21 protein-coding genes, 1 tRNA gene and 2 pseudogenes are annotated in these 26169 nt (G+C 54.3%); 17 read left to right on the forward strand and 7 right to left on the reverse strand.

The genetic code is table 11. The features are described 5' to 3' along the window. The first annotated feature begins 34 nt into the window (after positions 1-34). The 6 genes from BCA33_RS08970 (at position 35) to BCA33_RS20485 (ending at position 7359) form a co-directional block, all read left to right on the forward strand. The gene (locus BCA33_RS08970; RefSeq protein ID WP_175469738.1) at positions 35-1906 is read left to right on the forward strand and encodes an ATP-binding protein; all 1872 of its coding nucleotides are present in this window, start codon (positions 35-37) and stop codon (positions 1904-1906) included. Further along, positions 1837-3762 (forward strand): ATP-binding protein, encoded by a 1926-nt coding sequence (locus BCA33_RS08975; protein ID WP_083394687.1) that lies wholly within the window; start codon positions 1837-1839, stop codon positions 3760-3762. Before BCA33_RS08970 ends, BCA33_RS08975 begins: the two co-directional genes overlap by 70 nt. Beyond that, positions 3755-4390, forward strand: a complete 636-nt coding sequence (locus tag BCA33_RS08980; protein WP_071265120.1) for a hypothetical protein — start codon at positions 3755-3757, stop codon at positions 4388-4390. The genes BCA33_RS08975 and BCA33_RS08980 overlap by 8 nt, the downstream gene beginning before the upstream one ends. Continuing rightward, the gene (locus BCA33_RS08985) at positions 4390-5634 is read left to right on the forward strand and encodes a hypothetical protein (protein WP_071265122.1); all 1245 of its coding nucleotides are present in this window, start codon (positions 4390-4392) and stop codon (positions 5632-5634) included. Before BCA33_RS08980 ends, BCA33_RS08985 begins: the two co-directional genes overlap by 1 nt. After that, positions 5624-6484 carry a hypothetical protein gene (locus tag BCA33_RS08990; protein WP_071265124.1) on the forward strand — a complete coding sequence of 287 codons (861 nt, stop codon included), beginning with the start codon at positions 5624-5626 and terminating at the stop codon, positions 6482-6484. Before BCA33_RS08985 ends, BCA33_RS08990 begins: the two co-directional genes overlap by 11 nt. 431 nt (positions 6485-6915) lie before the next feature. Next, entirely contained in the window at positions 6916-7359 is a 444-nt protein-coding gene (locus tag BCA33_RS20485) for a fibronectin type III domain-containing protein (protein WP_175469740.1), read from the forward strand. 4 nt (positions 7360-7363) lie between these two features. Here BCA33_RS20485 and BCA33_RS09000 read toward each other — a convergent pair whose 3' ends face one another. The 4 genes from BCA33_RS09000 to BCA33_RS09015 form a co-directional block, all read right to left on the reverse strand. After that, positions 7364-9931 carry a CHASE2 domain-containing protein gene (locus tag BCA33_RS09000; protein WP_071265126.1) on the reverse strand — a complete coding sequence of 856 codons (2568 nt, stop codon included), beginning with the start codon at positions 9929-9931 and terminating at the stop codon, positions 7364-7366. A gap of 31 nt (positions 9932-9962) precedes the next feature. Beyond that, entirely contained in the window at positions 9963-11597 is a 1635-nt protein-coding gene (locus tag BCA33_RS09005; protein WP_071265128.1) for a FecR domain-containing protein, read from the reverse strand. 9 nt (positions 11598-11606) lie between these two features. Continuing rightward, on the reverse strand, positions 11607-12335 hold the full coding sequence (locus BCA33_RS09010) for a response regulator transcription factor (RefSeq protein ID WP_071265130.1): 729 nt from the start codon (positions 12333-12335) through the stop codon (positions 11607-11609). A 116-nt stretch (positions 12336-12451) separates the two neighbouring features. Next, entirely contained in the window at positions 12452-14614 is a 2163-nt protein-coding gene (locus BCA33_RS09015; protein ID WP_071265200.1) for a DNA topoisomerase 3, read from the reverse strand. Between the two features lie 139 nt (positions 14615-14753). On the opposite strand from BCA33_RS09015, the gene BCA33_RS09020 reads away from it, so the two are divergent. After that, positions 14754-15125 (forward strand): BolA family transcriptional regulator, encoded by a 372-nt coding sequence (locus tag BCA33_RS09020; protein ID WP_071265132.1) that lies wholly within the window; start codon positions 14754-14756, stop codon positions 15123-15125. Further along, a complete protein-coding gene (locus BCA33_RS09025; RefSeq protein ID WP_071265134.1) occupies positions 15122-15745 on the forward strand; it encodes an L-threonylcarbamoyladenylate synthase in 624 nt (207 codons plus the stop codon). The genes BCA33_RS09020 and BCA33_RS09025 overlap by 4 nt, the downstream gene beginning before the upstream one ends. A 3-nt stretch (positions 15746-15748) precedes the next feature. Here BCA33_RS09025 and BCA33_RS09030 read toward each other — a convergent pair whose 3' ends face one another. Next, a complete protein-coding gene (locus BCA33_RS09030) occupies positions 15749-16414 on the reverse strand; it encodes a hypothetical protein (RefSeq protein WP_071265136.1) in 666 nt (221 codons plus the stop codon). Positions 16415-16641: 227 nt separating this feature from the next. Between BCA33_RS09030 and BCA33_RS21660 the strand changes: the two genes are divergently transcribed. Together BCA33_RS21660 and BCA33_RS09035 are read left to right on the forward strand one after the other, a co-directional pair. Then, the gene (locus BCA33_RS21660; protein ID WP_254774285.1) at positions 16642-17154 is read left to right on the forward strand and encodes a hypothetical protein; all 513 of its coding nucleotides are present in this window, start codon (positions 16642-16644) and stop codon (positions 17152-17154) included. Next, the gene (locus tag BCA33_RS09035; RefSeq protein ID WP_254774286.1) at positions 17133-18263 is read left to right on the forward strand and encodes a methyl-accepting chemotaxis protein; all 1131 of its coding nucleotides are present in this window, start codon (positions 17133-17135) and stop codon (positions 18261-18263) included. The genes BCA33_RS21660 and BCA33_RS09035 overlap by 22 nt, the downstream gene beginning before the upstream one ends. Positions 18264-18306: 43 nt before the next feature. Here the strand turns inward: BCA33_RS09035 and rnk are convergent, their stop codons facing one another. Continuing rightward, positions 18307-18690 (reverse strand): nucleoside diphosphate kinase regulator, encoded by a 384-nt coding sequence (gene rnk, locus BCA33_RS09040; RefSeq protein WP_071265138.1) that lies wholly within the window; start codon positions 18688-18690, stop codon positions 18307-18309. A gap of 377 nt (positions 18691-19067) precedes the next feature. Here rnk and BCA33_RS09045 point away from each other — a divergent pair, with 377 nt between their 5' ends. The 7 genes and pseudogenes from BCA33_RS09045 to BCA33_RS09075 form a co-directional block, all read left to right on the forward strand. After that, positions 19068-20198: an aminotransferase class V-fold PLP-dependent enzyme gene (locus BCA33_RS09045; RefSeq protein WP_071265140.1), complete on the forward strand. Its 1131-nt coding sequence runs from the start codon at positions 19068-19070 to the stop codon at positions 20196-20198. Positions 20199-20215: 17 nt separating this feature from the next. Next, a complete protein-coding gene (locus BCA33_RS09050; protein ID WP_254774287.1) occupies positions 20216-21193 on the forward strand; it encodes a M23 family metallopeptidase in 978 nt (325 codons plus the stop codon). 218 nt (positions 21194-21411) lie between these two features. Then, positions 21412-22311, forward strand: coding sequence for an ABC transporter substrate-binding protein (locus tag BCA33_RS09055; protein ID WP_071265203.1), 900 nt, complete (start codon positions 21412-21414; stop codon positions 22309-22311). 3 nt (positions 22312-22314) lie between these two features. After that, a complete protein-coding gene (locus BCA33_RS09060; RefSeq protein WP_254774288.1) occupies positions 22315-23505 on the forward strand; it encodes an ABC transporter permease in 1191 nt (396 codons plus the stop codon). Continuing rightward, positions 23502-24449 carry an ABC transporter ATP-binding protein gene (locus tag BCA33_RS09065; protein ID WP_071265142.1) on the forward strand — a complete coding sequence of 316 codons (948 nt, stop codon included), beginning with the start codon at positions 23502-23504 and terminating at the stop codon, positions 24447-24449. Before BCA33_RS09060 ends, BCA33_RS09065 begins: the two co-directional genes overlap by 4 nt. A gap of 68 nt (positions 24450-24517) precedes the next feature. Continuing rightward, positions 24518-25203, forward strand: a pseudogene (locus BCA33_RS22740) (ABC transporter permease). Between the two features lie 33 nt (positions 25204-25236). Next, positions 25237-25767, forward strand: a pseudogene (locus BCA33_RS09075) (NAD-dependent epimerase/dehydratase family protein); the annotation flags it as partial. 245 nt (positions 25768-26012) lie between these two features. Here BCA33_RS09075 and BCA33_RS09080 read toward each other — a convergent pair. Next, positions 26013-26089 (reverse strand) — tRNA-Arg (locus tag BCA33_RS09080). Between the last annotated feature and the right edge of the window lie 80 nt (positions 26090-26169).

Consider the following 26169-nt stretch of genomic DNA (forward strand, 5'->3'; position numbering starts at 1 on the left):
ATCAAGAACGACCTGCCGTTACGGGGAAATCAGTTTGTCTGTCGAGACTGTAAGCTACGGATTAGAAAGCATCGTCCTGCACCACTCCTTCAAGCAAGTGAAGGGACGAACCATCAAAATCGACTGCCGCGAACGCACGCACCTGGGAGGTGTGAACGGGGCGGGTAAAACCTCTGTCTTGGCGCTTGTCCCGGCTTTTTTTGGCGAAGAGCCAGAGCGGATAGTCACCAAGGCCTCGGGCAAGCTGTCCTTTCTGGACTACTACCTGCCCACCTTTCAAAGTCTCATCATTTTTGAGTACCGCCGGCATACGGGGCTCCACTGCGCCGTAATGTTTCGCCATGCTCAGGGAAAACCCTGTTACCGATTTATAGCCGGGTCTGCAGAAGAAACCTTCTTCGCACCAGAGATCAAAGAACTGCTTCAGGCTGGCGCCAGCGCAGACGACGTATTCGCAGCGCTTCGTAGGCAAGGCACAGCGGTTTCGAAAATCATCGATACAATTACCAATTACCGGGCAATTATTCAGCGCAACCAAAAACTGCTGAAGCGGCTTCCTGCGGATGCCCGAGCGCTTCGTGCGCTTGCGGCCGAATTTGGCCTGGGTGACAGCGACACCCAGATGACCAACATTGAACGGCTGACCCACGTGGTGCTGAATAAGCATCGGCTTTTGAGCAGCTTTAAGGCGATGATCTGCGAGACGCAGTTTGAAAACATCCACCAGCACGCCAAGCCCCGGGCCATTGATCGCAAAGATTTGATTGCGGATATACAGAGTCTTTCTGCCTTCGCAGGTGAGGAAGAAAAAATCCGTGAATGCCTGAGAAAGGACGCCGAGCGCAGAGCGATACTTGAGCAAGCTGATAAAACGGTCGCCAACCTGTTTGCAACGGTTGAGGAAGCTCGGGAGAAAGTGGGTGAGCTGGGCCAGCAGAAGGAGCGGCTTGAGACGCAGAGAACCGATAGGCGAGCGGAGTTTGAAGGCGGCGACCACCAGTTGGCGCGGCTGGTGACCAACCACAATGCCGATTTCGAAACTCTGGATGGGCGAGTAGCGGCTCTGCACCAGCAGAACGATAAGTATGAAGCCGATGAATTGCCAGACCTGGCGCAGGGTTTTGATAACCTGGCCGATTACCGACAGCGCCAGGCAACCGCTCAGGCAGATTACGACAGCCTGACCGGTAAGGCGTCGGCCATTGAGGGCGAGTATGAGCTTGAGAAGCAAAGCATCCAGCGCGAGCATGAGAAGCATCAGGCCCAGCGCCAGCAACGCCTAAGAGAGGCCAGTGATGCGCTGACCTCTGCCAAGCACGCTTACGATTTGAAGCTGAATGCGATCAAAACGAACCAAGTGACAGCGGTTTCGGAATACAAAGATACCCGCTCAATGGAGCGCTCGGAGCTGACGAACGAACAGGCCCGCCTGTCGGCACTTAGGCAAAGCCCCGGCCAGACGGAAGCAGAGCAGCAGGAGATTGCGGTCGCTGAGCAGGCCTCGGAAGAAGCCTCTGAACAGGTCTCCCTGGCGCACGAAAATCGTTTGGAAGCCGGCCGCAAAAGGGATCAGGCGGATCGCGACTGGAAATCGGCCCAGGAACAAGTTCAGCACATGGATGTAAAAGTCCAGGAGCTGGAAAACAGGTTTAACGAGCTTCAGAAGCAGATCGCACCCGAAGACGGTACCTGGTTATCACAGTTGCGTGCCCAGGATCCAGAGTGGGGCAGCCGCTTGGCGAAGGTTGTTAATCCGCAGCTTCTGCACAGAAAAGATCTCACGCCTACCCGCGATCTTGATGCCAGTGGCACAGCTGTTATGGCTGGCAACTTGCCTTGGATGCTTTGCCAGTACCGGATTTTGCCGCCTCCGAAGATGCGTTGCAGGAACGTAGCCGAAGCATAGATGCGGAACGCCAGGCTGCAATCAAACAGCGGGCGGAAACCGAGCGCGACGCCCAGCGCCGGCACGAAACATACAAAGCCCGTGCGGAAGCTGCGGATCGGCTGGAAACAGAGTTTTCGCTAGTTGAGCGTACTCGCAGCAACGCTCAGAACAAGCTCGCCAATGCGCGCCAGCGTGTCAAAGAAGCACAAGCTGCTCGGATTGCAAAGATCACAAAGGATCTGGATGCGGTTCAGCACACGCTGAAAGCCTTTGATGAGCAAACTGGCGAGGGTATTCGCGATGTTGAGTCCGGCTTTCAGCAGCAGATGCTGGATATGCGTGGACATTGGGCAGAGAAAGAATCTGAGCTGAAATCCAGCATAGATCAGCAGGGTGAGCTGATTGCATCGGCAGAGGCGGAGCATAAAGCACGGCTCAAACAAAAACGTCAGATATACGATCAGCGCCTTTCTGAGGAAGGTATTGATCCGAAGGTGGTTCAGAAAGCGCGAGCGACGCTGGCAAAGCTCAAAGACACCGTCGAAAGCATTGTGGCGTCTGAGGATTTGGTGCGTGGCTATCGAAAATGGCGCGAACAGGAGTGGAGCAAGGTTGAGGCGCTTACCGAACAAACCAACCAAGCTAAGGCGCAGCGTGAGGCTGCTGTCCGAAAGCGCGAGGAAGCAGAGCGCTCGTGGAAGGAGCAAGACAGCAAGCTGAAGATCTCGATTGCAGAGCACCAAGGTGCAATTAAGGTGCTACGGGATCAAACCGAAGCTGCAGAAGGCATGCTCAAACACTTTCCGGAAGAGACACTTGCTGAAGGCTTCCCAGGTAATATCGGCGATCTCACCCAGGAGCTTCAGGGTGCCTACCAGAAGTTGGAGCAGCTGCGCAAAGAAGTGGTGGGAACATTTGACCAAGCCACCGCCATTTTGAACCGGTATGACAACACCCAGATTCAGCAGGCGTGGCAGAAACTGTCGGCACACAGGCGCGGCCAGATGACCGGCGATGTGCTGGACCATGAAGAGAGCTTTAAGCTGGCGCGGGTTCCGGATTTGCGTGAGCTATTGGATACCGATATTCCCCAGTTGCGTGATGCCTTGATTGATCAGTTTGTCTCAGAGGCCGGTAGCCTGGTGAAGTATTTCGACAGCCTGGAGGTAATGGCCCGTGAGGTGAAAGCGGTTTCCAGCCTGCTGAAGCGAAAGATCAACACAGACCAACAGATAGAAAGCCTCAGCGATATTCAGGTTGTGCTCGAACCCCGAATCTATGAGGACGAAACCTGGCAGCCCCTGAAAGAGTTTGTGGAGCAGTGGCAAACATGGGTTCACATGAACCGCCGCTCACTGCCAAGCGATGCCATTTTAAGGCGCTTCAAGCTGGTTTCCGACACTCTGAATGATGCCAAGGTGAAGGACAGTGTCGAATCGATGATCGACATGCGTCTGGAAATGAAAGAGAACGACCGGCAGGTGGTGATCCGCACAGACGCCGACTTCCTGTCTGCCAGTTCCACCGGACTGACGTACCTTGCGATCATGACCGTGTTCATGGGGCTTACGCGTTATCTGTGCCCGGATTTGAACACCCGCATCACTTGGCCCATTGATGAGCTGGCCACGCTCAGTCCTAATAACATTTCCCATCTGGCCAATATGCTCGAAGCCAACAACCTGACCATGATTTCCGCCTGCCCCAAACTGGATCGAAGCTTGCGCAAGTTCTTCGAGAACAAAATCTCACTCAAGCAGGGCCGGGTTCATACCTACGAATCGTCTACCCGCGAAGGAAAGCATGCGCAGATGTTCAACAGCGTGAGCCAGGGTGGGCAAGGAAAAGCAGAAGAGGTGACAAGCCATGAGTAGTCCGTTATTCGAGCGAACTGTGACGGCCCTGCTGCAGGAACGGGTGATTTGTGAAGTCAGTGACGACGAGCTTTATAACTACCTGCTTTTACCGGGCAATCAGGACGCGGTAAACCGGTTTCTAGGGCAGATTAACCGAACACTGCGCCAGACAAGCGCTCACGACGCCTTTGTTTGTGCGTACTTGGACACCTCGGACGCAGACACCAAAGAGGCGATCCGCCATCAGTTCCGGGATGTAGCCAACAATCTTGAGGCGTTTGTGCAGTTCCTTCGGCTGGTAATGATGCTGGAAGCAAACGATCGCCCGATTCTACCCGGCGACAAGCTATCTGAAGGCGCCATACTGGATCGCATTGCAGCAGCCCCGGCACTGGAGTCCAAATTGCGGTCGTTGGCGGAAAAAAAGGTGTTTCACACCAAGCGTGCAGATTCGGCCGGCCAAATTCGTGCGGTTCTCTCGAGCCTGGAGAAAATGGGATACCTGAAGCCTGTTGGCACCAGCGGGAGCCTTTTTCGGGCCACCGGCCGTTGGAGCTGGCTGTACGACGCCATGACGTTTATCCAGACCCACGAAGGTATTCAGGGATCTGACGAAGCAGACTCTGAGCAGATGAGGCTCCACTAATGGCTCGCGCTCAAGATGCCCATGGCACCCTCCGGGCCTTGGCCAAGTATGGTGAGGCGATTCTGGAGGCGCACCTGCGAAACGGCAATCGTGTGCCCGATTCGGATGACAACCTTGGCCTGATCGAAACCCTTGAACACCATCGCCTGGTGTGGCGCATTGGTGAATCCGAAGATTTACAGCTGAAAAAAGTTCTGGTTCAGTTTCTGGATCACATCACCGAATCGGAGAGGCGCCGCTACGCCAGTGCCCAGGTGCATATTCTCTGGCAGCAACTCAGTGAGCTGTTCCAGGAATACAAAGAGGCCAAGAAGCGATCGGCTTTGAGTGATATAGATCGGCTGGAAGGTGAAATCAAGGAATGCCTTGCGGATGTGATCGAAGACATCCGAAATGCAACGGATGCCTTCGCAACCTACATCAACACCGGCTTCGCCTACATCACCGATCTGAACTTGCGCATCCGTGAGAACGAGCGGGTTATTGAGCGCGCAGGGCGCCTGATTACCTTGTTTGAGAGCTTTCGTATTCGGGAGCTGGCGGAGCAAGCAGGCTCTGATGCGTTCCTCAAACGGCTGTTGCTGAGACACCTGCCGGCTACACTGGAGTCTTCACAGAAGAACCTCTCCTACGCCCTTAACCAGCTGCGTAAAATGCTGGTGCGCATGCGCGAGGATCAGCGGCTGAGCCGAATGGTTGGAGCCTTTGAGGCACACTTCATTAACAACCGGGGCTTTGAGCCTGCCATTGACCATCTGGATTTGAGGCATGTTCCGGAATTCCTGAATACAGTAGCCCCGTTCCAGATAAAGGGCTTCGGCGATATTTACGATTCCTCCGATGACCTTGAGCTGATAGAGATTGCAGCAAAGGCTCGCACTGTTCCCGTTGAAATTGAAGACGAACCCATTCCGGATGACGTGAATACCGTTAACTTTGACGTAGCAGGTGAAACGGAAGTTGAAGACGACGACCCAGTAGAAGAGGCAATTGAGGAGCTGATCAAGCTGGTTGTAGACGGAGCTCTTGGTGAGCGAACCATTCTTGCCTCTGAGGCGCTGACCAGCACGGGCCTGGGGATAGATAAAGCCGACTGGCTGCAGGCCATTGTCTCGGAAATTGAATCATTGCCCGACGGTGATCAGAGGCACATTGAAGTGGTCTATCACCAGATTCCGCACCGGGTTTATCCAGATAATGTCATGGTTTCTGACCTGACTCTGAGGCACAGCAATGCCGGCTGAAATCGCTGCCATTGAGCGCCTGCTAAGGGGCGGTAAGTCGAAGGTTCAGCGTAATCAAACCTGGGAAAAGATCTGCGCAGAAAACGGAGTAGGGCGAGCTTTAGGCAGGGAAATCCATTTTACGCCCTTAGACAAGCAACGCTTGCGAGAATACGTTGTGGCCGAGCATGGCCTGGACCCGCAGTTTGACACCCGCGCCGGTGGCCGCATGACGATGGCGCGTCTTGATGCCAGTGAAAAGCTCACCCCTGATTCAGTCTTCGGCCAGCTGCTTGTACTGGCAACTGCAGGTGCGGCAAACGTAAGGGTGAGTGGTGAAGACGTCACAACACCTCAGGGGAGTGTAGTCAGCGTGCGGCCGGATTTCCTGGACGCCGAACATCTTCAAACTCAGAATTTGGTGATCATCGAAAACGGAGGTTTGATGCCCTACTGGTCGGATTTCCAGCTACCTGGGTCCTGCAAGAATTCAGTCATTCTGTACCGTGGGCACCGGGAAAATGTCCGTGCTGTTGCAGACATAGTTAGCCGTCAGCCCGCAGACAAACTGGCGTGGTTTTTCGATTTCGACCCATCCGGGCAATCCCTCGCACTCGATCAGGGCAAAGGCAGTACGCTTGTACCCTCCAGCTGGCGTGAACTTGGCAGGCATACGCCATTTAACCAACCCAAAGTCCACCGTAAGCAATCCGCAGCTCTGAAAAGACTGAAAGACCGAGCCACCGGAGAGCTTCTCGCCATTGCCGAACATATGGCGAGCCAGGAGCTGGCGGTGATGCAGGAGCATTTGGTTCGGCGGAATATACTACTTGCAGAGCTGCCCTTGGCGTACGGACGCACCCTCCGCTAAATGTCCATAAAAACTACGCTGGCCCGAGAGCCCGGGATAGATGTTTTGTCTCGCGCCCGAGCTTCGTGGAATACGAAATGGAGAATGGCCAGATTACCCGCGGCAAAGCTGGGGAAGACTGCTTTGTTTCCTGGAGCGGGACTGATCAGATGCCTGCAATCAGAGAATGCCTTTAAGCCTTTTTAATACCGGAATACAACCCCGAAATATCATCTGTTATTTTTTTATCCCCTCTAAAAACCTGCACATTAAGAGCTGGGCGAAAATTTGCCTGGACAATCAACAACTCGCGTTAATTTAGTCGTCACATTACCGATTTCTGACGGAATATTGACGATTTCTTAACTAGATTGATGACGGGTATCACATCGATAATTCGCGGCGTTTTGTATAATTTATCAAATCCGACGATTAATTGGTGTTAAATAGATATGAAACGCGTCATTAAAATGTCAAAGGCATGGATCGCCGCGTTTACTTTTGGGATTGTGCTTACAGGGTGTGGTGGTTCTTCTGATTCTACCGATGCAAGCGCAGGGGCTGGCTCTTTAGGATCAGACACGGGAGCTTCTGTTGGTGAGTCGATTCTTCCCGAGGCGAAGAGAGCAGCAGTCCTCAGCTGGAGCGCCCCTAGGTCCAGGGCAAACAATCAGGACATCGAGTTATATGAGCTCGAAAAATACATTATTAGTTATGGCCAAGATGCTGAAAGCTTGAACCGCGAGGTTATCGTACCTGGAGAGGGTGGGGTGGATATGGCTCACAAAATCAGTGGCTTGGGCGCAGGAACTTGGTATTTCAGCATTTCGGTAGAGGATACTGATGGTTTAAGGAGTGCTCCTTCTATCACGGTCGAAAAGACGTTTGAATCCTGAACGTTCATGCCATCGGGCTGGCAATCGGAAGTTTAAGTGTAAAAGATGAACCTTCCCCGGGGCTGGAGACCACATAAATCTCCCCCCGGTGTTTCTCTACCACTGTTTTTACAAATGAAAGCCCCAGCCCGGCACCGTGAATACCCGCCAGCTCGCTGCGCTTTTGCCGGCGGTAACGGTCAAACAAATGGGGCAGTTCTTCTGGGTCTATGCCAGTACCGTCGTCTGCAATCGTCAAGCATGCCTGATGCCCGGCACGAAACACCTGAATACTCACAGCAGAGCCCGCTGGGCTGTACTGCACAGCGTTGGTTAGCAGGTTGATGACTGCTCGCTCAAGTAGTTCTGCATTACCCCGTAACCAGAGGTCCTCCGTACCTTGCAGCTGCAGGGAGATGCGCTTCTCCACTGCTTGCTCACTCACGCTGTCGCGAGCATTTTCTACAATGGCCAGGAATTCGCATTCATAAAAACGGGTTTCTGTTAGCTGCTCGGCGCGCGCCAATTGAACGAACTCTTCTGCCAGGTGGTAGCTTCGCCTTGCCAGTCGCCCCAGTTGTTCTAGCTGGCTTTGGCCGATATGCGTGGGGTCACGCTTCAACTGCTCAATAAGTGCCAGTTGTGACACCAGAGGCGAGCGTACATCGTGGGAAATAAAGTCTATGGCCTCCCGGTGTTGGCGCTGCTGCTCTCTCAGTTCGGATATATCAGAAATGTTGGCAATAATGCCGTATTGCGCACTGTCTGGAAGGGCAAAGGGCGCGAAGTGAATGAGGAAGTCTTTATTCCGTATTTTCAGATCTACCGTTCGGCTTTGCAGAAGGGTGAGCGTTTCAGACACAGTTTCATGCCAAGGTGGCGTTTCCCGTGGATCGTGGCCTTGCAAAAGGCGCGTCAGAGGCAGCCCGCCTAAACTGGGCATGGGCTCCCCAAACCACTCCTCAATATGGCCGTTAGCAAAGCGGATGATGCCTAGTTCATCGGTCACTATGATGCCATCAGGCATACGCTCGAAGCTGCGGCGGATAAACTCTTGAATATGGTTGAGGCTCTCGGTGGCTACTTTAACGCGCTCAATACGCGCCGAAATAGTATCGCTGGGCCTGATCTTTTTTGTAATAGGGCTCGTGTTGGAAAGCGTCAGTCGGCGTAGATAGCGTTGAATGGCCTCTCTGCTAAGGCCGTTGGGCAGGGTAAAGCCCAGTGTGTAGCAAGCGCCGCCGCGGTATAGCTGAACCCAGCTCTGGTTTCCTTTATGCAGCCAGACCCCGGGCTCCAGGTTGTCTGGAACCTCGGCGAGGCTCAGGTTTTGGGTGGAGAGAATGTCACCACCTTCGGCCAGCAACCAGCCTTCTGGTTGAAACAGTGCCTGAAAATGTTCTAAAAGCTGTATGGGTGCGCGCTTTGCTGGCTCGGGCAAGGCCACTCTTGGGCTACGAACCAGCTCATCCAGTTGTCGGTTGAGGAACTGGCTGGTCATGGTCAGGCGTAAGCCGCTGGCTATGGGGAAGGCGAGCAAGGGGATAATCAGCGCGTGGGCGACAGGAAGCCATACCCGGAATCCGGCCAGCAGAGCTGTGTATAAACCGATAATGCAAGCGCCGGCCGCAATACATGTAATCAGAGTGCGGGCATGGCGTATTCGCGGTAATAGTACAGCCAGTGACAGAAGGGTGATAGCCGCCAGGGCTATGCTGGCCCATGCAGGGGCCGGGGTGATAAGAAGCCCTTGTCGGTTTGCTGAAAAAATATTTGCGTGGAACTCTACTCCGCTCATGGGTTGGCTTAGCCCAGAGAACGCTGTTGGCAGAACGTCCCCCAGCCCGGCTGCCGTGGCTCCTACAAAAACGGTCTTGCCACTGAATGCATCCGGGGCCGGAGACGCACTAAGCACATCGTTGTAGGAATAGGTGGGAAAGGTGCCCGCGCCGCCAGCAAGCGGAACAATTCGGTAATCGTTGCGCACGTTCACAAACGAAGGTAACCCTTTTGTATCGGGTTTCCTGGGGCCCACGCCAGAGGCCGCAAGCGCAAGACTGGGCCAAAGTTGGCGCCCCATGCCATTGAACAGGTAAAGCCCTCTGGCGATACCGTCATGGTCCAGCTCCACGTGGGCGTGGCCAAGGCCTGTGGCTGCATTGATCAGTTTACTTGAAGGCAGCTGTTCGCTGAGCAGTACGCGGGAACTGGAGGGTGACAGGTGCAGTGGCAGAATAACCTTGCCATGGGCCTGCATGGCGAGTTTAAGCAGGGTGTCGTCTGTAGAAGGTTCCGTGAACAGTACGTCAAATACGATGGTTCCTGCGCCCGCCTGTTGCAGTTTTTTGATAAGAGCTGCATGGGTTTTTCTTGGCCAAGGCCAGCGGCCTTGCTGGGCGAGACTGAGATCGTCTATGGCAACGATGGCTACATTGGGAGAGGCTGCAGCGGGGCTGGCAAGCATGGCCGAGTCCAGAAGCCAGTAATCAATACGCTGTGGGATATTCGACATTTCGGCGAGCAGAAATACGAGCAGGAGCGCCAGGCCGAGTGTCCACGGAGTCGTTTTTATTGGCAACCAGTCCCGGTTCATGAGCCCTGCTGTTCGTGTCGATTATTCGATATTATTCCAGGTACAGTTCCCTCCCTGGTCCCCAGCGGCTTTGTAGTGGGCCGTCAGAAAGTGCTTTCAGGCGCACAAAATACCGCCTTCCGGGAATAAGACGCAAGGCCGCTGTTGTATCTGGCAGCGTAGCCTCCTTAATAACGCGGTTAAAACTCGGCTCTTCTGCCAGTTGTAATCGGTAATTAACGGCTGTATCGACCTTCTGCCAGAACACGCGAACCTGACTTTCTACGTAGTTAATGCTGATAATGCGCACCGGCGGAAGTGTACCGTTTACGACCAGTTTGCGCGGCTGCGTTGTAGCTACTGAATTTCCACCGGCTTCTGTTACCACGCGCCAGTAATACTGGCCGGGCCCCAGCGGGCGAGATGGCAGTGCGGTTGTGCCTGGTGCCCATTCGCTGGTCGCGACTAAGTTTTGGAAGGTATCGTCTTCCGCAATCTCAACCCGAGCCACTTCGTTTTTACCTTTGAGAGCCCAGCTGAATTCTGGCATGTCGTCATTTACACTGCCGCCATCGTCGGGCGCTAGCAGGTGTGCTGAGCGAGCCTGTAAATCAACTTCTATGGGAAGTATGCCGGGCATTCCTGCCATGCCATGTTGGCCAAGAACCGCCAGGTGAACCTCGTACTGGCCGTTATCCAGGCGGCCGATATCGAAGCGATTCCCCCTTATTTCCCGGCTCTCGACCCAGCGCCCGCTTTGGGTTTCAAAAACATCCAAACGGTAGTTCGTTGCTGAACTTTGCTTCCACGTCAGTTCCGCGGGAAGCTGAGTGAGCACCTTTGGGAGCGGATTTATTTCTGGTGCCGGGGGCATCTTGCGAATATTCAGCTTGCCTCTGTTGCCATTATTATTTGCAACAGTTGCGCTGTAGCCAGCAGGAATTCGATGGGTTTGGTTTGGCGCCCCGAAATCGACTACGCCTTCGGTTACCTGCAAATGTGTGCCTTGTGGCCCAGTTTTTAGTGAGAACGCGGTACCGCGAACGGCGGCGACGGCAGAGGGGGTTTCAATTTCAAAGCGGGCACCGCCTTCGATTACTGGTTTAACGCGGGTATGGACTTCTCCGCGGTTCAGTCTCAGCCGTGTGTCTACCATGCCGGACTTGCCGTACTGGGTCAGGCGATTGAAGATTAACCGGGAATCCGGGGATAGGCGAACTTCCGAGCCATCGGCCAGGGTAACGGTTGCCGCACCCATTGCGGTGAGCACTTCGTCGCCCACTCGTATCAGAGTGTTTTCCGTTAAGGGCTTTTTCGTGCCATCCATGCCGGAAATTAGCTGCACGCTACCGGAAACCGATGTGACACGCGCGGGATTGGGTTGTCTCTTCAGCCACGATAGAGGGATGCGAACGCGATCTCCCTCGCCAAGCATAGCGGCGTTTTCGATAGCGTTATATTGAAGCAACCGGTCGGCACTATGGCTTTTAACCAGAAGATCACTGGCAACCTCGGTAAAGCTTTCGCCAGGTTTTAGGGTGTAAATCCATTCAGGAACGGCGTTGCCGGCGGTGCTTGATGCGGCGGTCGCCGAGCCACGGGTAATAGAAAGCTCGGCACACGCGGGCGTGCCCAGCACCAAAAGAGCCAGTGCCAGGAAGCTTTCGCGAGAAACGGTATCGGGCATTCAGTCATTTTAAGTCTGTACTTCCCGATCTGCTGCCTGGGCCTCATTTATGTTGGTGTTCATAGCCTCCAGGCGATACCCGCGCTGGTAGATTGTCTTGATGCGGAAGCCGTTTTCTGGGTTAAGGCCCAGCCGGCGCCGCAAACGACTCATGTGAGTGTCGACAGTCCGGGTATTTATATCCCTTGCCATTCCCCACACTCGTTCCAGGAGTACTTCCCGCGTGAGAAGGCGGCCCTGATTCTGAAACAGGAACAGGGTTAGATCGAAGTCTTTGTCGGTCAACGCAAGCCCTTCGCCGTGCAGGGAGATTGTTCGGTGCTGCGTATTGATCTCAAAAGGGCCGTGTTTGAGAACTTCTTTTTCACTGTCTGGATTGGCACGGCGTGCCAAGGCGTTGATACGGGCCGCCAGCTCTGCCGCGCGCGCGGGTTTTGCGAGAAAGTCGTCTGCGCCTGCGTCCAGTGCCTGCACGATGTCGGCCTCACTGTCGCGCTGAGTGAGAAACACCACAGGAATCGGCCAGTTGATCTGTGCCCTTACGCTCTTCAGCACATCAATCCCTGTCATGTCAGGAATCTGCCAATCCAGAATCATCAGATCGTAACTGCGGTGTAGCGCCGCGCTGAGAAAGCTTTGACCTGTAGGAAAGCTGTCGCATTGGTGTCCGCGCTCAGACAAAATGGACTGAATGTGCTGCGCCTGTTCTTGTTGGTCTTCAAGCAGAGCGATGCGCATTGCGCCTCTCCTGGGGTAGATGATGTCTCATTGCGATTCTGTGTCGCGGGTAGCGATACAGGAAATCCTGCCGTATCAGTCAATTATCACAAATTGCTGCAATGTGTTCAGTGTCGTTATGTAGATTTGCGTAAACGAGTTGCAGGCTTGCCATCGTCGTCATCTAGTGTTTGTCGGCAGGCAGGAAAATTACTGCAGCCCCAGAACCAACCTTTTGTCCCTTTTCTGCGCACCATGGGTGAAAAACAGTGGGGACAGGGGATGGGCTTTTGTTCGGTACCATCCTCCGGTGTCGCGTCCTCAATGGGGCGTGTGCCACGGCAATCGGGGTAGCGAGTACAGGCGAAAAAATGGCCGAACTTGCCGTCTCTCTCTGTCATTGGTGAGCGGCATTTAGGGCAGTTGGGCGCCGTGCTTTGTTGCCTGGAAGCCGCAGCGCCAACAGAGCCCCCTACGAACTGACGAATTTCTTCTTTTAGCGCCTCCAGAAATTTACGGGGGTCGTCCTCGCCCCTGCGAATGCCGTCCAGAGTGGCCTCCCAAACGGCGGTTCGATCTGGCTTGCTGACAGACTCCGGTAAGGCGTTGATAAGCACCTTGCCCTTGTCTGTGGCTCGGATATGCCGGCTATCCCGGCATAGGTAATCCCGTTTGAACAACGTGTCTATAATGTTCGCGCGGGTTGCCTCTGTGCCCAAGCCGTCTGTCTCGCGCAGGGTTTTGCGTAACTCCGGGTCCGTCACAAAGCGCGCGATGTTAGTCATTGCGGATAGCAGTGTGGCGTCGGTAAAGTGCTGGGGCGGCTGTGTTTTGCGCTCGCTTACAGCGCTGTCTTCGCAGAATACAGGTTCGCCCTTGTCCAGGCGTGGCAGTGGGGATTTCTCAGTTTCTTTATTGCTGTCCCGAAGTTTCAGCTCCAGTGATTTCCAGCCTGGTGTCAGTACTGCGGTTTCTGTGGCGCGAAAACGATGTTCCGATATCCGCACGGTAAGACGGCCTTCGCGGTGTATGGCATCCGCCGAAAATTGCATCAGGTAATAGCGGCTGATCAGGCCGTAAATTCGTTGTTCTGCCTCACTGAGTTTGCCGTTGGCGACCGCGCGGCTGGTTGGAATAATGGCGTGGTGCGCATCAACCTTTTTGTCGTTCCAGGCCGCTGTTTTGCGGCGAAAATCAGCTTTGCTACAGGCATCTGCCAAATCTGGGGCTACCCGGGCAATCGCACCGGTAACCTGCTCCCTCTGGGCATAGTGCCCTTCGGGCAAATACCGTGAATCCGAGCGAGGGTAGGTGATGAGCTGGTGGCGCTCGTAAAGATTTTGCGCGATATCCAGTACGTCTTTTGCGCCCATACGAAATAGGCGGCCAGCCTCTATCTGCAAGGCGGACAGCGAAAACGGCAAAGGCGGTGCTTCGGGCCGATCTCTAAAGCGGGAATCTACTACAGTGCCGGGCCGGCTATGAACGCTGGCCGCAATGTGTTCGGCCGTTGCGCGATCAAGCAGGCGGTTTTCTTCATCCAGGTGGTCCTGAAACTGTTCGTCTGGGAGCCACTTGGCTTTGAAAACCTGTTGGTCGGCCTCTTCTTCCTGTGCTTTGAAGCGTGCTTCTATGCGGAAATAGGGCTTGGGGTCGAAGTGTTCAATGGTGTTATCCCGTTCCACCACAAGGCCTAGAACCGGCGTTTGTACACGGCCAACGGAGTAAACCCCCTGTTGCCCTTGCTGTTGGTAATTCAGCGTGTAAAAACGGGTGAGGTTGATGCCATAGAGCCAGTCGGCCCGCTGCCGTGCAAGCGCGGAGTGGGAAAGCCTGCGGAACTCCAGGTTGTCTCTGGGCTGCTGTATGGCTTTGGCAACGGCGGCGGGCGTCAGATCGTTTATCAGTATGCGTTTTACCGGCGCCTGAGTGCCAAAATATCGTATGACCTCATCAACCAGCAGCTGGCCTTCTCTATCTGGGTCGCCAGCGTGGACAATGGTGTCTGCTTGCCGGATCAGCGATTCCAGCGCGTTGAGCTGTTGCCGTACGCTGTCTTTGGGGGTGACCTGCCATGTGTCTGGGAACATGGGGAGGTCGTGCTTACGCCAGGTTTTCCAGGCGGGGTTGTAGCTGGCCGGCTCGGCCGGCTCTAGCAGGTGGCCTATGCACCAGCTTACCGTGGCGGCTTCACTGCCTTTGCCACAGCGGATCCAACCTTGGCCTTTTTGATAGGGGCCTGGGAGGGCGGCAGCAATTGCTCTGCCAAGGCTGGGTTTTTCTGCGATATACAGGAGCATGGTTTTTGGGGTGGTTTTATCTGGGATGAAGTGGATTGGGAATGTGGCTGTTTGGTCGTTGGGTGTCAAGGTTCGGGAGGCTGCATCTTCTGTAGTAGACTGTAGCTTTAGAGCTAGTGGGTGTGGGAGTTAAAAGGCTATGAAAATCCAGAATACAATCGAAGCCAAGCTGAGCGAGGCGTTTGACGCCAGCATTCTTCAGGTAGAAAACGAAAGCCATAAGCACAGTGTGCCGCCAAACTCAGAGACGCATTTTAAGGTGACCATGGTATCGCCAGCGTTTGCAGGGCAGATGAAGGTTAAGCGGCACCAGGGAATCTATAAATTGCTTGCAGAAGAATTGGAGATGGCCGGGGGCGTGCATGCACTGGCGTTACATCTATACTCTCCTGAAGAGTGGGAGGCTTCTGGGCAAGTTGCGCCCACGTCGCCAAATTGTATGGGTGGCTCCAAGGCAGATACACAACAGGCGGCCTCAGGCGTCCAAAATCAGAGCGGAGGGCATTCATGAGCCAGTTTTTTCAGATTCACCCAGAAAACCCGCAAAAGCGGCTGATCAAACAAGCCGTTGAGATTCTTCGCAGTGGCGGTGTGATTGTATATCCCACCGATTCGGGATATGCCCTTGGTTGCCATTTGGGTGAGAAGCCCGCTGCAGACAAAATCAAGCGAGTTCGTAAGCTGGATGATAAGCACAACTTTACATTGGTGTGCCGGGATCTCTCTGATATTGGGGTTTATGCCAAGGTGGATAACACTCAGTACCGACTGCTAAAAACCTTCACGCCTGGGCCCTATACGTTCATTCTGGATGCGACGAGCGAAGTGCCAAGGCGTTTGCTGCACCCTAAACGACGTACGATTGGCGTGCGGGTTCCTGATAACGCGATTGTTCAGGCGCTTTTGGGTGAGCTTGGCGAGCCTATTATGAGCAGTACGCTGATTTTACCAGGCGAGTCCGACCCCATGACGGATCCATACGATATACGCGATACCCTGGAACATGAGCTGGATCTGATCATTGATGGTGGTTTTTGCGGAATGGAACCGACTACGGTCGTGAACTTCACCGGCGATGTGCCAGCCGTTACCCGGGTTGGCAAGGGTGACCCTACGCCTTTTGAGGTCTAGTGCTTAGGCCCGGGTGTTGAGGTTAAACGCGTAGGCGCCTCGGTTTGTTGTCGCTCCAAATGGGTCGGCGGGGGCAGAGCGGCGCAGGGTGTCGTATCGGTGTACGAGATCCTGCAGCCCGTTAAACTGTTGGTTTTCACTGATGAGTGTGTCCAGCAGTGAGTTGTTAACGCCATAGGCCTGATTGAGTTTCAGGGCGTTATCCATGAAATGCAGTGTCGGTTCGTTGACGCTTAACCGGCTGAAGGCATCCGCAAAGTTTTTATTCAGGTTTAAATCATTTTCTATGCGAGTGCGGGTTTCTTCTACCAGCGTTCCGCCTACTTCAATCTTGCCGCTCTCGTTTTTATTAACGCTTACGGCTGTGGCCGAGTTCAGGTTGTATTCGGCAAGTTTGTGCCGCAGCGTCTCCCGTATAAAGGCAAGATCTTGCCCTACGGTCTGCTTGTAATCTGCAAGCGGTAATTTTTGCGATTTCAGCCGGCCCGCATCATCCACAGAGTTACCTGAGGGTGTGAAGCGGTCGTCGCCAGGGCCCGCGGGTTGCACGGTCTCTGCACTGCCAGCACTTTTTGCTGTTGGTTCTCCCGCGCCGTTTGCAGCTGGGCGATTCTCCAGGGATTGCTGGAAGCGGGTGCTTGCTTGAATAAGAGATGTCAGCAGTGACATGGCTTATATTCCTCCACCAGCACGCATACACGCGCCGGAAAATGATCGTCTGTTATCTACAGTAAGCATATTCCGGGCCAAGCAACGAACGTACGTGATTCTGACCTGAATCAGTAAAAATTTGACGCGTATCTATAAAGTTACCCGCCACTGTGCCGTCAATAACACTAAGCGTTTGAAAATGCCGGGTTAAGCCTGGTGCTCCTTGCTCATTTAATCAGGTTGTTATGAAAAACCAATATTCCATCCGTTTTCTGCTGCTCGCTGCCTTGGCCGCTGCGTTTTCACTCGTTCTGGTTTTTACCGTGCTCTATAGCGCTAACGCCCAGCGCAGTCACATGGAGGAGTTCAGTCACAAATATGTAGATGGCCTTGCCAAGTCCTATTTTGATGGACTGAACACCATGATGGTCACTGGCACGATCGGTAATCGTGACGTGCTTCGGGACAAGGTGAAGGCTCCAGAGGACGTGCTGGATGTAAGAGTGATTCGCAGTGACCAGTTAAACCAAATGTTTGGTAAGGGGACGAAAGCCGAGCAGAGGCGTGAACCTGAAGATCGAAAGGCCCTGGCGGGCCAACGGGTTGAGCGCTATTCAACTAACGAAGATGGGCGTGTTTATACGCTGATCAACTGTTATTGCGCGGGAGGACTACCAGGGTGTGAATTGCCTGGGTTGCCATCAGGCACAGGAAGGCGATGTTTTGGGGGCAATTCGTGGTGGACTATTCTCTGGTAGAAAGTGATAACCGATTACACCAGCAATTGTTTGCCAGTGGTGGTATTCAGATCGCGATCTTTATTGTGGTGTTCTTCCTGACAGGTTTGGTTTTGAATCGATTGGTTTTCTCCAGGCTACGTCGACTTCAGAAAAGCATGGATGAAATTTCTGGAAACTCCGATCTCACGATTGAACTGGCTGTTTCCCGTAATGACGAAATTGGTTCAGTCTCTTTGGCATTTAATCGCATGATGGCAAAAATCCGTGAAAGCATGCATACGGTTATGGACAACGCTGCTCAGGTGGAGCAGGCCGCCCGCAGTATCGCGGCGAAAGCCGAAACCACTGGCCGTGAAGTGTTGGCACAGAAAGACAACACCGATCAAGTTGCCAGCGCAACCACAGAATTGGCCGCGTCGGCCGTTCAGGTGCGTGAAAATGCCAATCACACGACTCGCAAGTCGGCAGAAACCGCCGAGTCTGCCAGCAGTGGCGAGCAACTTGCGCGCAACGCGGTAGAAGGCATTGAGTCACTGAATGCGGAAGTACAGGGTGGCGCCCAACGCATCGAGGGTTTGAATCAGCGTACCAGCCAAATGGCCAAGATGCTGGAAGAGATCTCTAACATTGCTGAACAGACTAATCTGCTGGCGTTGAACGCTGCCATTGAGGCTGCCAGGGCCGGGGAGCAAGGGCGTGGTTTCTCTGTGGTTGCAGATGAGGTTCGTGCACTGGCGTCACGCACCCAGGTTTCTACAGAAGAAATCCGTAGCACCATAAACGGACTTAAAAACGAAGTTGTGGAGTGCGTGGCTACCATGCGCCAAGCCTCAGATATGGCCGGCGATCAGGTAGATGCTATTCTGAAAGTAGAGTCCGAATTGCAGAGCATAGCCACCGCTGTTCGCGAGATTACCTCTCTGAACCAAGAGATGGAGAGCGCGGCAAATGAGCAGAGCGATGTGTCAGAAGCCATTAATCAAAACGTGATTGAGATCAGTCGTTCGGCGGAACAGGCATCAACAGATGCGCAGGAAACGGCAGGTATTGCGGGTGATTTACTCGTAATGGCGGAGGCGCTTCGCGAAACTATTGAGCAGTTCCGGCTGGTCAAGAAGGATAGTTAACGGGGTGGCCTTTGCAGGCCACCCCGTAGCCGTTGCCCGTCGATTAGCCCTCACGGGCAACGTTAATGATCTTAAGATGGATATTGTTGCGGCCACGGATTGGCCACTCTATAGACTCTCCCACCGAAAGCCCGAGCAGGGCAGATCCAGCTGGTGCCAAGATAGAAATTTTACCTTCTCCTGTACCCACTTCATGTGGGTAGACCAGAGTTAATTCCTGTTCCTTGCCGCTATCCTCGTTTTGAAAACGAACACGGGAATTCATCGTGACCACGTGGGCGGGCATTTCCGCGAGCGGCACAAGCGTGGCTCGGCTCAGCTCATCGTCCAGGCCGTCCGCCGCATCGGAATCACCCTGCTTTTCAATAAGGGTAGATAAACGATTAAAGTCTTCTTCAGCAACTAATATTGCCGGCATATCAGCCATAGTAATCTCCAAAAAATATGATTAGTCATTCGAAACTTCAGGATTCGGGCGCCGAACCCGGCGTTTTAAAAGCGGATTCAGCGAGAAAAGAGAAAAGCGGGCAACACACCAATAGTGCCTGCCTGGTGGCGGACACAGAAATGGTAAAAAGCAATGGTCTCTGAGAAAAGCGTTCTCACAGGCTCACCTAGTGCGTTGTTTGGATAAATAAAGGAAATGCGGGAATTAGCCACTCTGGTCAATTTATAAGCTTTTGCCGGGTTCCACAAGTGGGCTTGCAGAAAACGTAAGAAATAAAGCGCGTAACGCCAGATTTGTTAGACTGATACCATAAACGATTCACTCACAGACTGCATCAGGCAAGGAATGTCCTACTCATGTCCAAATTGTTTCCCTCTGTTGATCCCGATGGGTTGCTGGAATACTCAGTGGTATTCAATGACCGGTCGTTAAACCACATGTCGGCACCCTTCCAGCAGGTTATGCAGGATATTTCCTCCACGCTTCGGCAGGTGTATAACGCCAAAAGGGCCGTTATTGTACCTGGTGGGGGCAGTTTTGGTATGGAAGCGGTGGCCCGACAGTTTGCCAATGACGAACGTTGCCTAGTGGTTCGTAACGGCTGGTTCAGTTATCGCTGGTCGCAGATCTTGGAAGCAGGCCGGATCACCAATGACATTACAGTGCTTCAGGCTCAGGCTTCAAATAACATAGCTCAAGCGGCTTACGCGCCAGTTCCTGCCAAGGAGGTGGCGGAGCGCATCAGAGCCGAGAAGCCGGCTGTCGTATTTGTTCCCCACGTAGAGACTGCCTCTGGCATCGTGCTGCCAGAAGACTATCTGAAAACGATTGGTGAGGCGGTTAAGGATGTGAGCGGTCTGTTTGTGCTGGACTGCGTAGCCTCTGGTGCTCTATGGGTTGATACCGCGGCCTGTGGCGTGGACGTACTGATCAGCGCGCCCCAAAAAGGCTGGAGTGCTTCACCCTGTGCTGCTCTGATTACGCTGAGCGAGCGGGCTGTTGCACGTATGGAAGGAACCACCAGTTCCAGTTTTGCAGCAGACTTGCGCAAATGGTCTCAGATTATGCAGGCCTATGAGGCTGGCAACCACGCATATCATGCCACCATGCCTACCGACACCTTGGTTATTCTCCGCGATGCCATGCTAGAAACCGTAAAAATTGGTCCGGACCTGCTCTACCAACGCCAGATAGAACTTGGCAAACAGGTGCGAGAGCTGTTTCACAACGCTGGTTTCAAAAGCGTTGCTGCTCCCGGCTTTGAGTCACCCAGTGTGGTCGTGCTGCACACAGATAACATCAATATTCACAACACCAGTCTGTTCCGCGAACAAGGTCTGCAGATTGCAGCCGGTGTGCCACTGATGTGCGGCGAGCCAGAGGATTTTCGTACGTTCCGTATGGGGCTGTTTGGCTTGGAGAAGCTGAACAATGTGGAAAGGTCAGTGGAGAATTTGAGTGTGGCGCTGGAGGCTATTAGGGGTTGAAGCGAGAGAGGCGTCTCATGCGGCCGTGGCTACTTTTTGGCCTGTTAGCGCTACTGGTCGTTATGCTTACGGCTCGTGCTGACCTTCGACAGCACGCAGCTCAAAGCAGCGAAAGCGCAATCCGGTATATCGCTTTCGATATGTTGGGCTGGTCACCGAGGGATGTTTTTGTTTGGCGTTTGCGCTTGTCGGGGCTGCTGGACAGCCCGTTAGGCCAGCAATGGCTGGGCGCGGTTGAGCGGGCGAGTGAGTCGCCTTTTCGAGTTGGCGACCAGTTCCGCACTACTGAAACCTTCGCAGACGATAAGGTTGAGGCGCATGTCTTTCAGCTGGCGCTTGACCGGGGAGAAAAGCTGGCATGGCGGCTCTCTCGTTTGGATACGTCCGGCCACCAATTATACGCCAGCCTGGAACGCCATGAAAATGACGGCCAAGGCTGGTCAACCGTAGCGGAATTCGGCGCGGACGCTGTAGCCGCAAACAAGCTTGTATTTCAGCCTGGCGACTACCGCATTGTCCTTCAGCCGGAGTTGTCTGCCAAGGTGGAGTATTCGCTGGCTATCGCCAGTGGTGGCTCCTTGCCCTTTCCGGTAGAGGCCGCATCGCAGCGTGATATAGGCAGCAGCTTCGGCGCACCTCGCGATGGTGGCGCCCGAGAGCATCACGGCGTGGATATCTTTGCTAAAAAGGGGACGCCGGTCACCGCAGTAGTTGATGGACATGTTCGAACCGGTACCGGAGGCATTGGCGGTAACCACGTGTGGCTGTCGGGCGGCATAATGGGTCTCGGCGGTGCCCGCTACTACTACGCCCACCTGGATTCATTCGCAGCTGACGCCGGTGGCACGGTTAAAAAAGGCGAGATACTAGGGTACGTTGGCAACACCGGCAACGCGAGAAACACGCCTCCCCACCTCCACTTTGGGATTTACATGGGCGGCCCGGTGGATCCAGCACCGTTTTTGAAACCGGAACCGGTGCTGCCCGGCCTCTAGGTCGGCACGTTCACAGTGCTTCGTAACCTGAAATTCATTTGGATTTGCAGGAGTCGGCTATAGTAATGTCACCAAACTCATCGAATTCCAGGCAGCGTAATGCAGCCCCATCATCAGGAGGAATGGTCGTGACTCTCCCAGGCCCCATAAAATATAAATCAAAGCGCCAATCCAAGAACCAGATTCCCGGTAGGGGCTTCTATGTGCTTTCGCAATCGCTGATACGGTGCTTTGCTTTTGCATTGCTGTGTGTAACCGGCGCGGTTTCGGCGCAGGAGCCGGTGGTGGTTTCCTCAAAAATCGACACCGAGGGGGGAGTCCTTGGTCAGATGATTCTGCAGCGCCTGAAGAGCGGAGGTATTCCGGTAGAAAACCGCCTACAGCTTGGCAGCACCAGTATTGTACGCAGTGCTATCAAGGCGGGGGAGATTGATCTATATCCAGAGTACACGGGCAACGCTGCGTTCTTCTACGATAAGGCAGACAGCCCGGTATGGAAGGATGCCGAAAAGGCTTACGATATGGCGGCCGAGCTTGACCGCGAAGCTGAGGGCATTATCTGGCTCACGCCCGCGAACGCCAACAACACCTGGGCCATGAGCGTGCGCGGTGATGTGGCTGAAAAGAACAACCTCAAAACACTCGAAGATTTGGCGGATTACATAAACGCCGGCAAGCCCTTTAAATTTGCGGCCAGTGCGGAATTTGTCGAGTCGGCCAGCGCCCTGCCTGCGTTCCAGAAAGCCTACGGATTCAAGCTGACGTCTGATCAGCTTCTGATTCTGTCAGGCGGAAACACGGCGGCGACTCTGCGGGCGGCGGCGATTAATTCCAATGACGTTAATGGTGCCATGGCCTATGGCACGGATGGCGGTTTGAATGCACTGGGCCTGAAAGTGATGCAAGACACTAAAGGCGTGCAACCGGTCTATCAACCGACACCGATTATCAGGGAAAGCGTATTAAAGACTTATCCAAAAATACGCCCGCTGCTAAAGCCAGTGTTTGAGTCGCTTGATCTGGAAACGCTGCAAAAGCTGAATGCAAAGGTGGCTGTTGAAGGTGCCCCTGCTGATGCGGTGGCTCGTGACTATCTGGAAAGCCTTAGCCTGGACTAATCAGTGTCTTCATCGACAACGCTGCCGAACCGTGGGTTATCGAACCGTGTGCTACCTAACCGTGTAATACCAGCGTTAGCACTGGCTGCGCTCGGTTTGGTGTGGCTGCTCAATCTCGGCGTGGTGCAGCCCAACCGTATTGTGTCTGGAACTGGCTACGGCCTTTATGGCGCGACAGGCTGGCTTGGCGCAATCATTGTCTCCTCCCTGTTGTTGGTCGTGGTTGCGCTGGCAACAAGGCCTGTCCACAAACGCTTTTTGGTGCTGGCGGCACTGCTGACGGCTGCACTGATGGCCCTGCCTCTGCTGCTTGAAGTATTTGCGCTGCGCAGGCTTCCATCAGATTTCGCTTATGCTCGCATTGGCATAGGCGCCGGGTTCTGGTGTTTGGCGTTTTTGCTGGGACTGATGCTTTTGGAAACACTGGGCCAGCTCAAAGCCTCCCGTCGCCTGCAGTTATTATCCGTGTTGCTGATTGTTGCGGGTTGGTGGCTCTGCGCCAGCCGTGAAGGGCTCTCCAGCCTGTCGCTTATTCGCGAATACACCAATCGGGCGGATCAGTTCTCCCAAGCCTTAACCGTACACTTATCATTGTCGCTGGGTGCCGTTGCCATAAGTGCGGTGCTGGCTTTCGCCTTGGCGCTTACCATGGTGAGGCGAGAGCGTTGGCGACGGCCGTTGCTGGGGCTGGTCAGTTTTATGCAGACCATCCCCAGTCTGGCACTGTTTGGGTTGTTAATTGCGCCTTTGGGGGCGTTGTCCGCAGCTTTTCCCTTTCTTCAGACACTGGGCATTCGGGGCATTGGTTGGGCGCCCGCGCTGCTGGCGTTGATTGCCTATAGCCTGTTGCCCATGGTGCGCAATACCTATGTCGCTTTGATCGAAGTGCCTGAGTCCGTGATTGACGCCGGGCGAGGTATGGGGATGAGCGAGCGACAGATATTTATGCAGGTGAAGCTTCCTTTGGCCCTACCGGTCATTATTGAGGGTGTGCGAATTACCACCATACAAGCCATTGGCCTGACCGCTGTTGCCGCACTGATTGGCGCTGGAGGCTTCGGCACGTTCATTTTTCAGGGCCTGGGGCAGGCTGCCATGGATTTGGTGCTACTTGGCGCGCTGCCCACGGTTTTTTTGGCATTGGCGGCCGATGCCATCCTGTCTGCATTGAAATTTCAGGAGCCCTCAAAGTGATTGAGCTGAAAGGAGTCACTCGCCGGTTCGGCGATGCCGTGGCGGTTGATCATATTGATCTGACCATAGAAACCGGCGAAGTCTGCGTACTTGTGGGCAGTTCCGGCTGCGGCAAATCCACCACGCTACGGATGATTAATCGCCTTTTGCCCCGCACCAGCGGCGAAATTCTTGTGGATGGCGAGGATATTAATAAAGCGGACCCAGAGGCGCTGCGACTGAATATGGGCTACGCCATACAGAGCACTGGGTTGTTCCCCCACTGGACTGTCGCTCGCAATATTGGCGTAGTGCCCAATCTACTCAAATGGCCAACCCGCAAACGCGATGACCGCGTAAATGAGCTGCTGACCCTGCTGGGGCTGGACCCGGCAACCGACGCTGCCAAATATCCGCACCAGCTTTCCGGTGGTCAGGCCCAACGGGTGGGCGTGGCACGAGCGCTGGCGGGCGACCCTAATATTCTCCTGATGGATGAGCCTTTCGGCGCCTTGGACGCCATCACCCGGGAAAATCTGCAGCAGGAAATGTTACGAATCCAGCGGCAACTCAATAAAACCACCGTGTTCGTGACCCACGATATTGATGAGGCCTTAAAATTGGCTACCCGTATCGCGGTAATGGATAAAGGACAAATTATTCAACACGATACGCCAGAGGCGATCCTTCGACGGCCGGCATCAGCCTTTGTGGAAAACCTGATAGGCAAGGGCGATCGTGGCCTGAAGCTCTTGGCGTTGCGCACGGTGGGCGACCTGATGGAACGGCATCCACAGCCCCGAAAATCAGAACCCGGTGCCGAGGGCCTTAATGAGTCGGACAGCCTTCGTATTGCGCTATCCATTATGGTGTGGAAAAACTCCGCGGAACTCCCGGTTTTTAGTGGGACAGGCGAAGAGGTTGGCACCGTAAAACGTGAGCAGCTTCTGCAGGGTGGCGCTTGATGCGCGCGTGGTTTGCACCGGTTGCCTGGGTTGCCTCGCTGTGCGCATTAGCGGCTTTGCTCCCCACAATGACACCGCTGTTTTCATGGGTGGAGCCCGACACCGACAACCTGATTTACACCAGAGACAGCTTCTACTCACTGCTGCAAAGCCACCTTTGGCTGGTGCTGGCTTCTGCCACAATAGGCACGCTGGTGGCTGTATCTGCCGGTATCTTTGTCACCCGCCCCGCCGGTCGTGACTTTCTGCCGCTGGTTAGCCAAATAGCCTCCATCGGCCAGACCGTGCCGCCTGTCGCCGTGCTTGCGCTGGCAGTGCCCGTTATGGGTTTTGGCGAGAAGCCCACGCTGTTCGCGTTGGTGCTTTATGGTTTACTGCCCATTCTGCGGAATACCCTGGCAGGGCTGAGTGGTATTAACTCTGCTGTGCTCGAATCTGCCAAAGGAATGGGCATGTCTTCCATGCAAGTGCTGTTCAAAGTGGAACTCCCTTGGCCGGGCGGGTGATACTCGCGGGCATCCGCACCTCCGTTACCATAAACATCGCCACCGCAGCCATTGGCTCAACCATTGGCGCCCGTACCCTGGGCGATCCGGTGATTGCGGGGCTGGTCAACGGAAATACCGCCTACGTTTTGCAAGGCGCCATCTTGATCGGCCTGCTGGCACTGGCGACCGACAGTGTGTTTGAAGCTTTAGAGCGTACTTGGGCTCGGGCCTTTTCAACGCCGGCGCCCGAAGTGCAGAGCCCATAGCGGCAGCCTGAGCGTAAATGCGCTTACACCAATAACGTAGAGGGCAGCTTGGCTGTTGCAGAACTGGCCCGGAGACTTGGTTGCCGGCTGGTCTTCATCAGTGGGTTTATGCTTGAAAACCTGCAGCATCTGAATCAACTGGGTATCGACCCGGCTCAGTCAGAGAAAACGAACTGGCGAGATGTGTATAGGCATGCCGGCGCTTACGGAGCCAGTAAACTGGAAGCTGCACTAAAAGTTCGGTCGTTTGCCGCACAAACAGCGCTTGATATGGTGGAAGTCCAACCTGCAACCGTTGCGGGCCACAGCCAGACGGGCGAACTGGATGCTGCGCAGCCTCTATATCAGTTATTGGATAATCTGTCCCGAGGGCGCCTCGCGCTGGTGCCTGGCACCTGGCACGCCAGAACACTGGCTCCCGCTTACCACAGTGGATCATCTGGCAGCTTGGATTGCCGCAGCAGCGATTGTGCAGAGTGTTCCGGAACGCTTGTTGTGCCTGGACCCGGATACTCCGGCACTCCAGACAATGCTGGTGTTGGCCAGCGACTCACTAGGCGCTAAGCCACCCCGCCGATACATTCCATTACCTGTGCTGCGCGCACTGTTGTCTATTCTCGGAGTTCCCAAGCTCATGAACACCTAGCCGGAAGCTCTACACTTCATTCAGACGACACGTTTCGATACCGCCATTGCCGATCGGTTTCTTGAGCTTCAGAGGCTATTTCGGCCGGATATAGGTTTGGCTGTTGAGGCTAGTGCTCAGTGATATCAAAAGGGGAGGGTATAGAAGTCGAAATAAAGTTTGATGGTGCCCTCGGCAGGACTCGAACCTGCTACCTTCCCCTTAGGAGGGGGACGCTCTATCCAGATGAGCTACGAAGGCGCTTCTTTCAGAAGATCGGTATGATAACGGCCTGAAGCTTATGGCTCAAGGTGTTACCGTGTTTTCTGTTTGTCTGGGAG

The sequence above is a fragment of the Marinobacter sp. AC-23 genome (assembly GCF_001858325.1).
GTDB lineage: Bacteria > Pseudomonadota > Gammaproteobacteria > Pseudomonadales > Oleiphilaceae > Marinobacter.

Coding starts and splice junctions, on each gene's coding strand:
- BCA33_RS08980 (WP_071265120.1), top strand. CDS start 3,755: ATGAGTAGTCCGTTATTCGAGCGAACTGTGACGGCCCTGCTGCAGGAA.
- BCA33_RS08985 (WP_071265122.1), top strand. CDS start 4,390: ATGGCTCGCGCTCAAGATGCCCATGGCACCCTCCGGGCCTTGGCCAAG.
- BCA33_RS08990 (WP_071265124.1), top strand. CDS start 5,624: ATGCCGGCTGAAATCGCTGCCATTGAGCGCCTGCTAAGGGGCGGTAAG.
- BCA33_RS20485 (WP_175469740.1), top strand. CDS start 6,916: ATGAAACGCGTCATTAAAATGTCAAAGGCATGGATCGCCGCGTTTACT.
- BCA33_RS09000 (WP_071265126.1), bottom strand. CDS start 9,931: ATGAACCGGGACTGGTTGCCAATAAAAACGACTCCGTGGACACTCGGC.
- BCA33_RS09005 (WP_071265128.1), bottom strand. CDS start 11,597: ATGCCCGATACCGTTTCTCGCGAAAGCTTCCTGGCACTGGCTCTTTTG.
- BCA33_RS09010 (WP_071265130.1), bottom strand. CDS start 12,335: ATGCGCATCGCTCTGCTTGAAGACCAACAAGAACAGGCGCAGCACATT.
- BCA33_RS09015 (WP_071265200.1), bottom strand. CDS start 14,614: ATGCTCCTGTATATCGCAGAAAAACCCAGCCTTGGCAGAGCAATTGCT.
- BCA33_RS09020 (WP_071265132.1), top strand. CDS start 14,754: ATGAAAATCCAGAATACAATCGAAGCCAAGCTGAGCGAGGCGTTTGAC.
- BCA33_RS09025 (WP_071265134.1), top strand. CDS start 15,122: ATGAGCCAGTTTTTTCAGATTCACCCAGAAAACCCGCAAAAGCGGCTG.
- BCA33_RS09030 (WP_071265136.1), bottom strand. CDS start 16,414: ATGTCACTGCTGACATCTCTTATTCAAGCAAGCACCCGCTTCCAGCAA.
- BCA33_RS21660 (WP_254774285.1), top strand. CDS start 16,642: ATGAAAAACCAATATTCCATCCGTTTTCTGCTGCTCGCTGCCTTGGCC.
- rnk (WP_071265138.1), bottom strand. CDS start 18,690: ATGGCTGATATGCCGGCAATATTAGTTGCTGAAGAAGACTTTAATCGT.
- BCA33_RS09045 (WP_071265140.1), top strand. CDS start 19,068: ATGTCCAAATTGTTTCCCTCTGTTGATCCCGATGGGTTGCTGGAATAC.
- BCA33_RS09050 (WP_254774287.1), top strand. CDS start 20,216: ATGCGGCCGTGGCTACTTTTTGGCCTGTTAGCGCTACTGGTCGTTATG.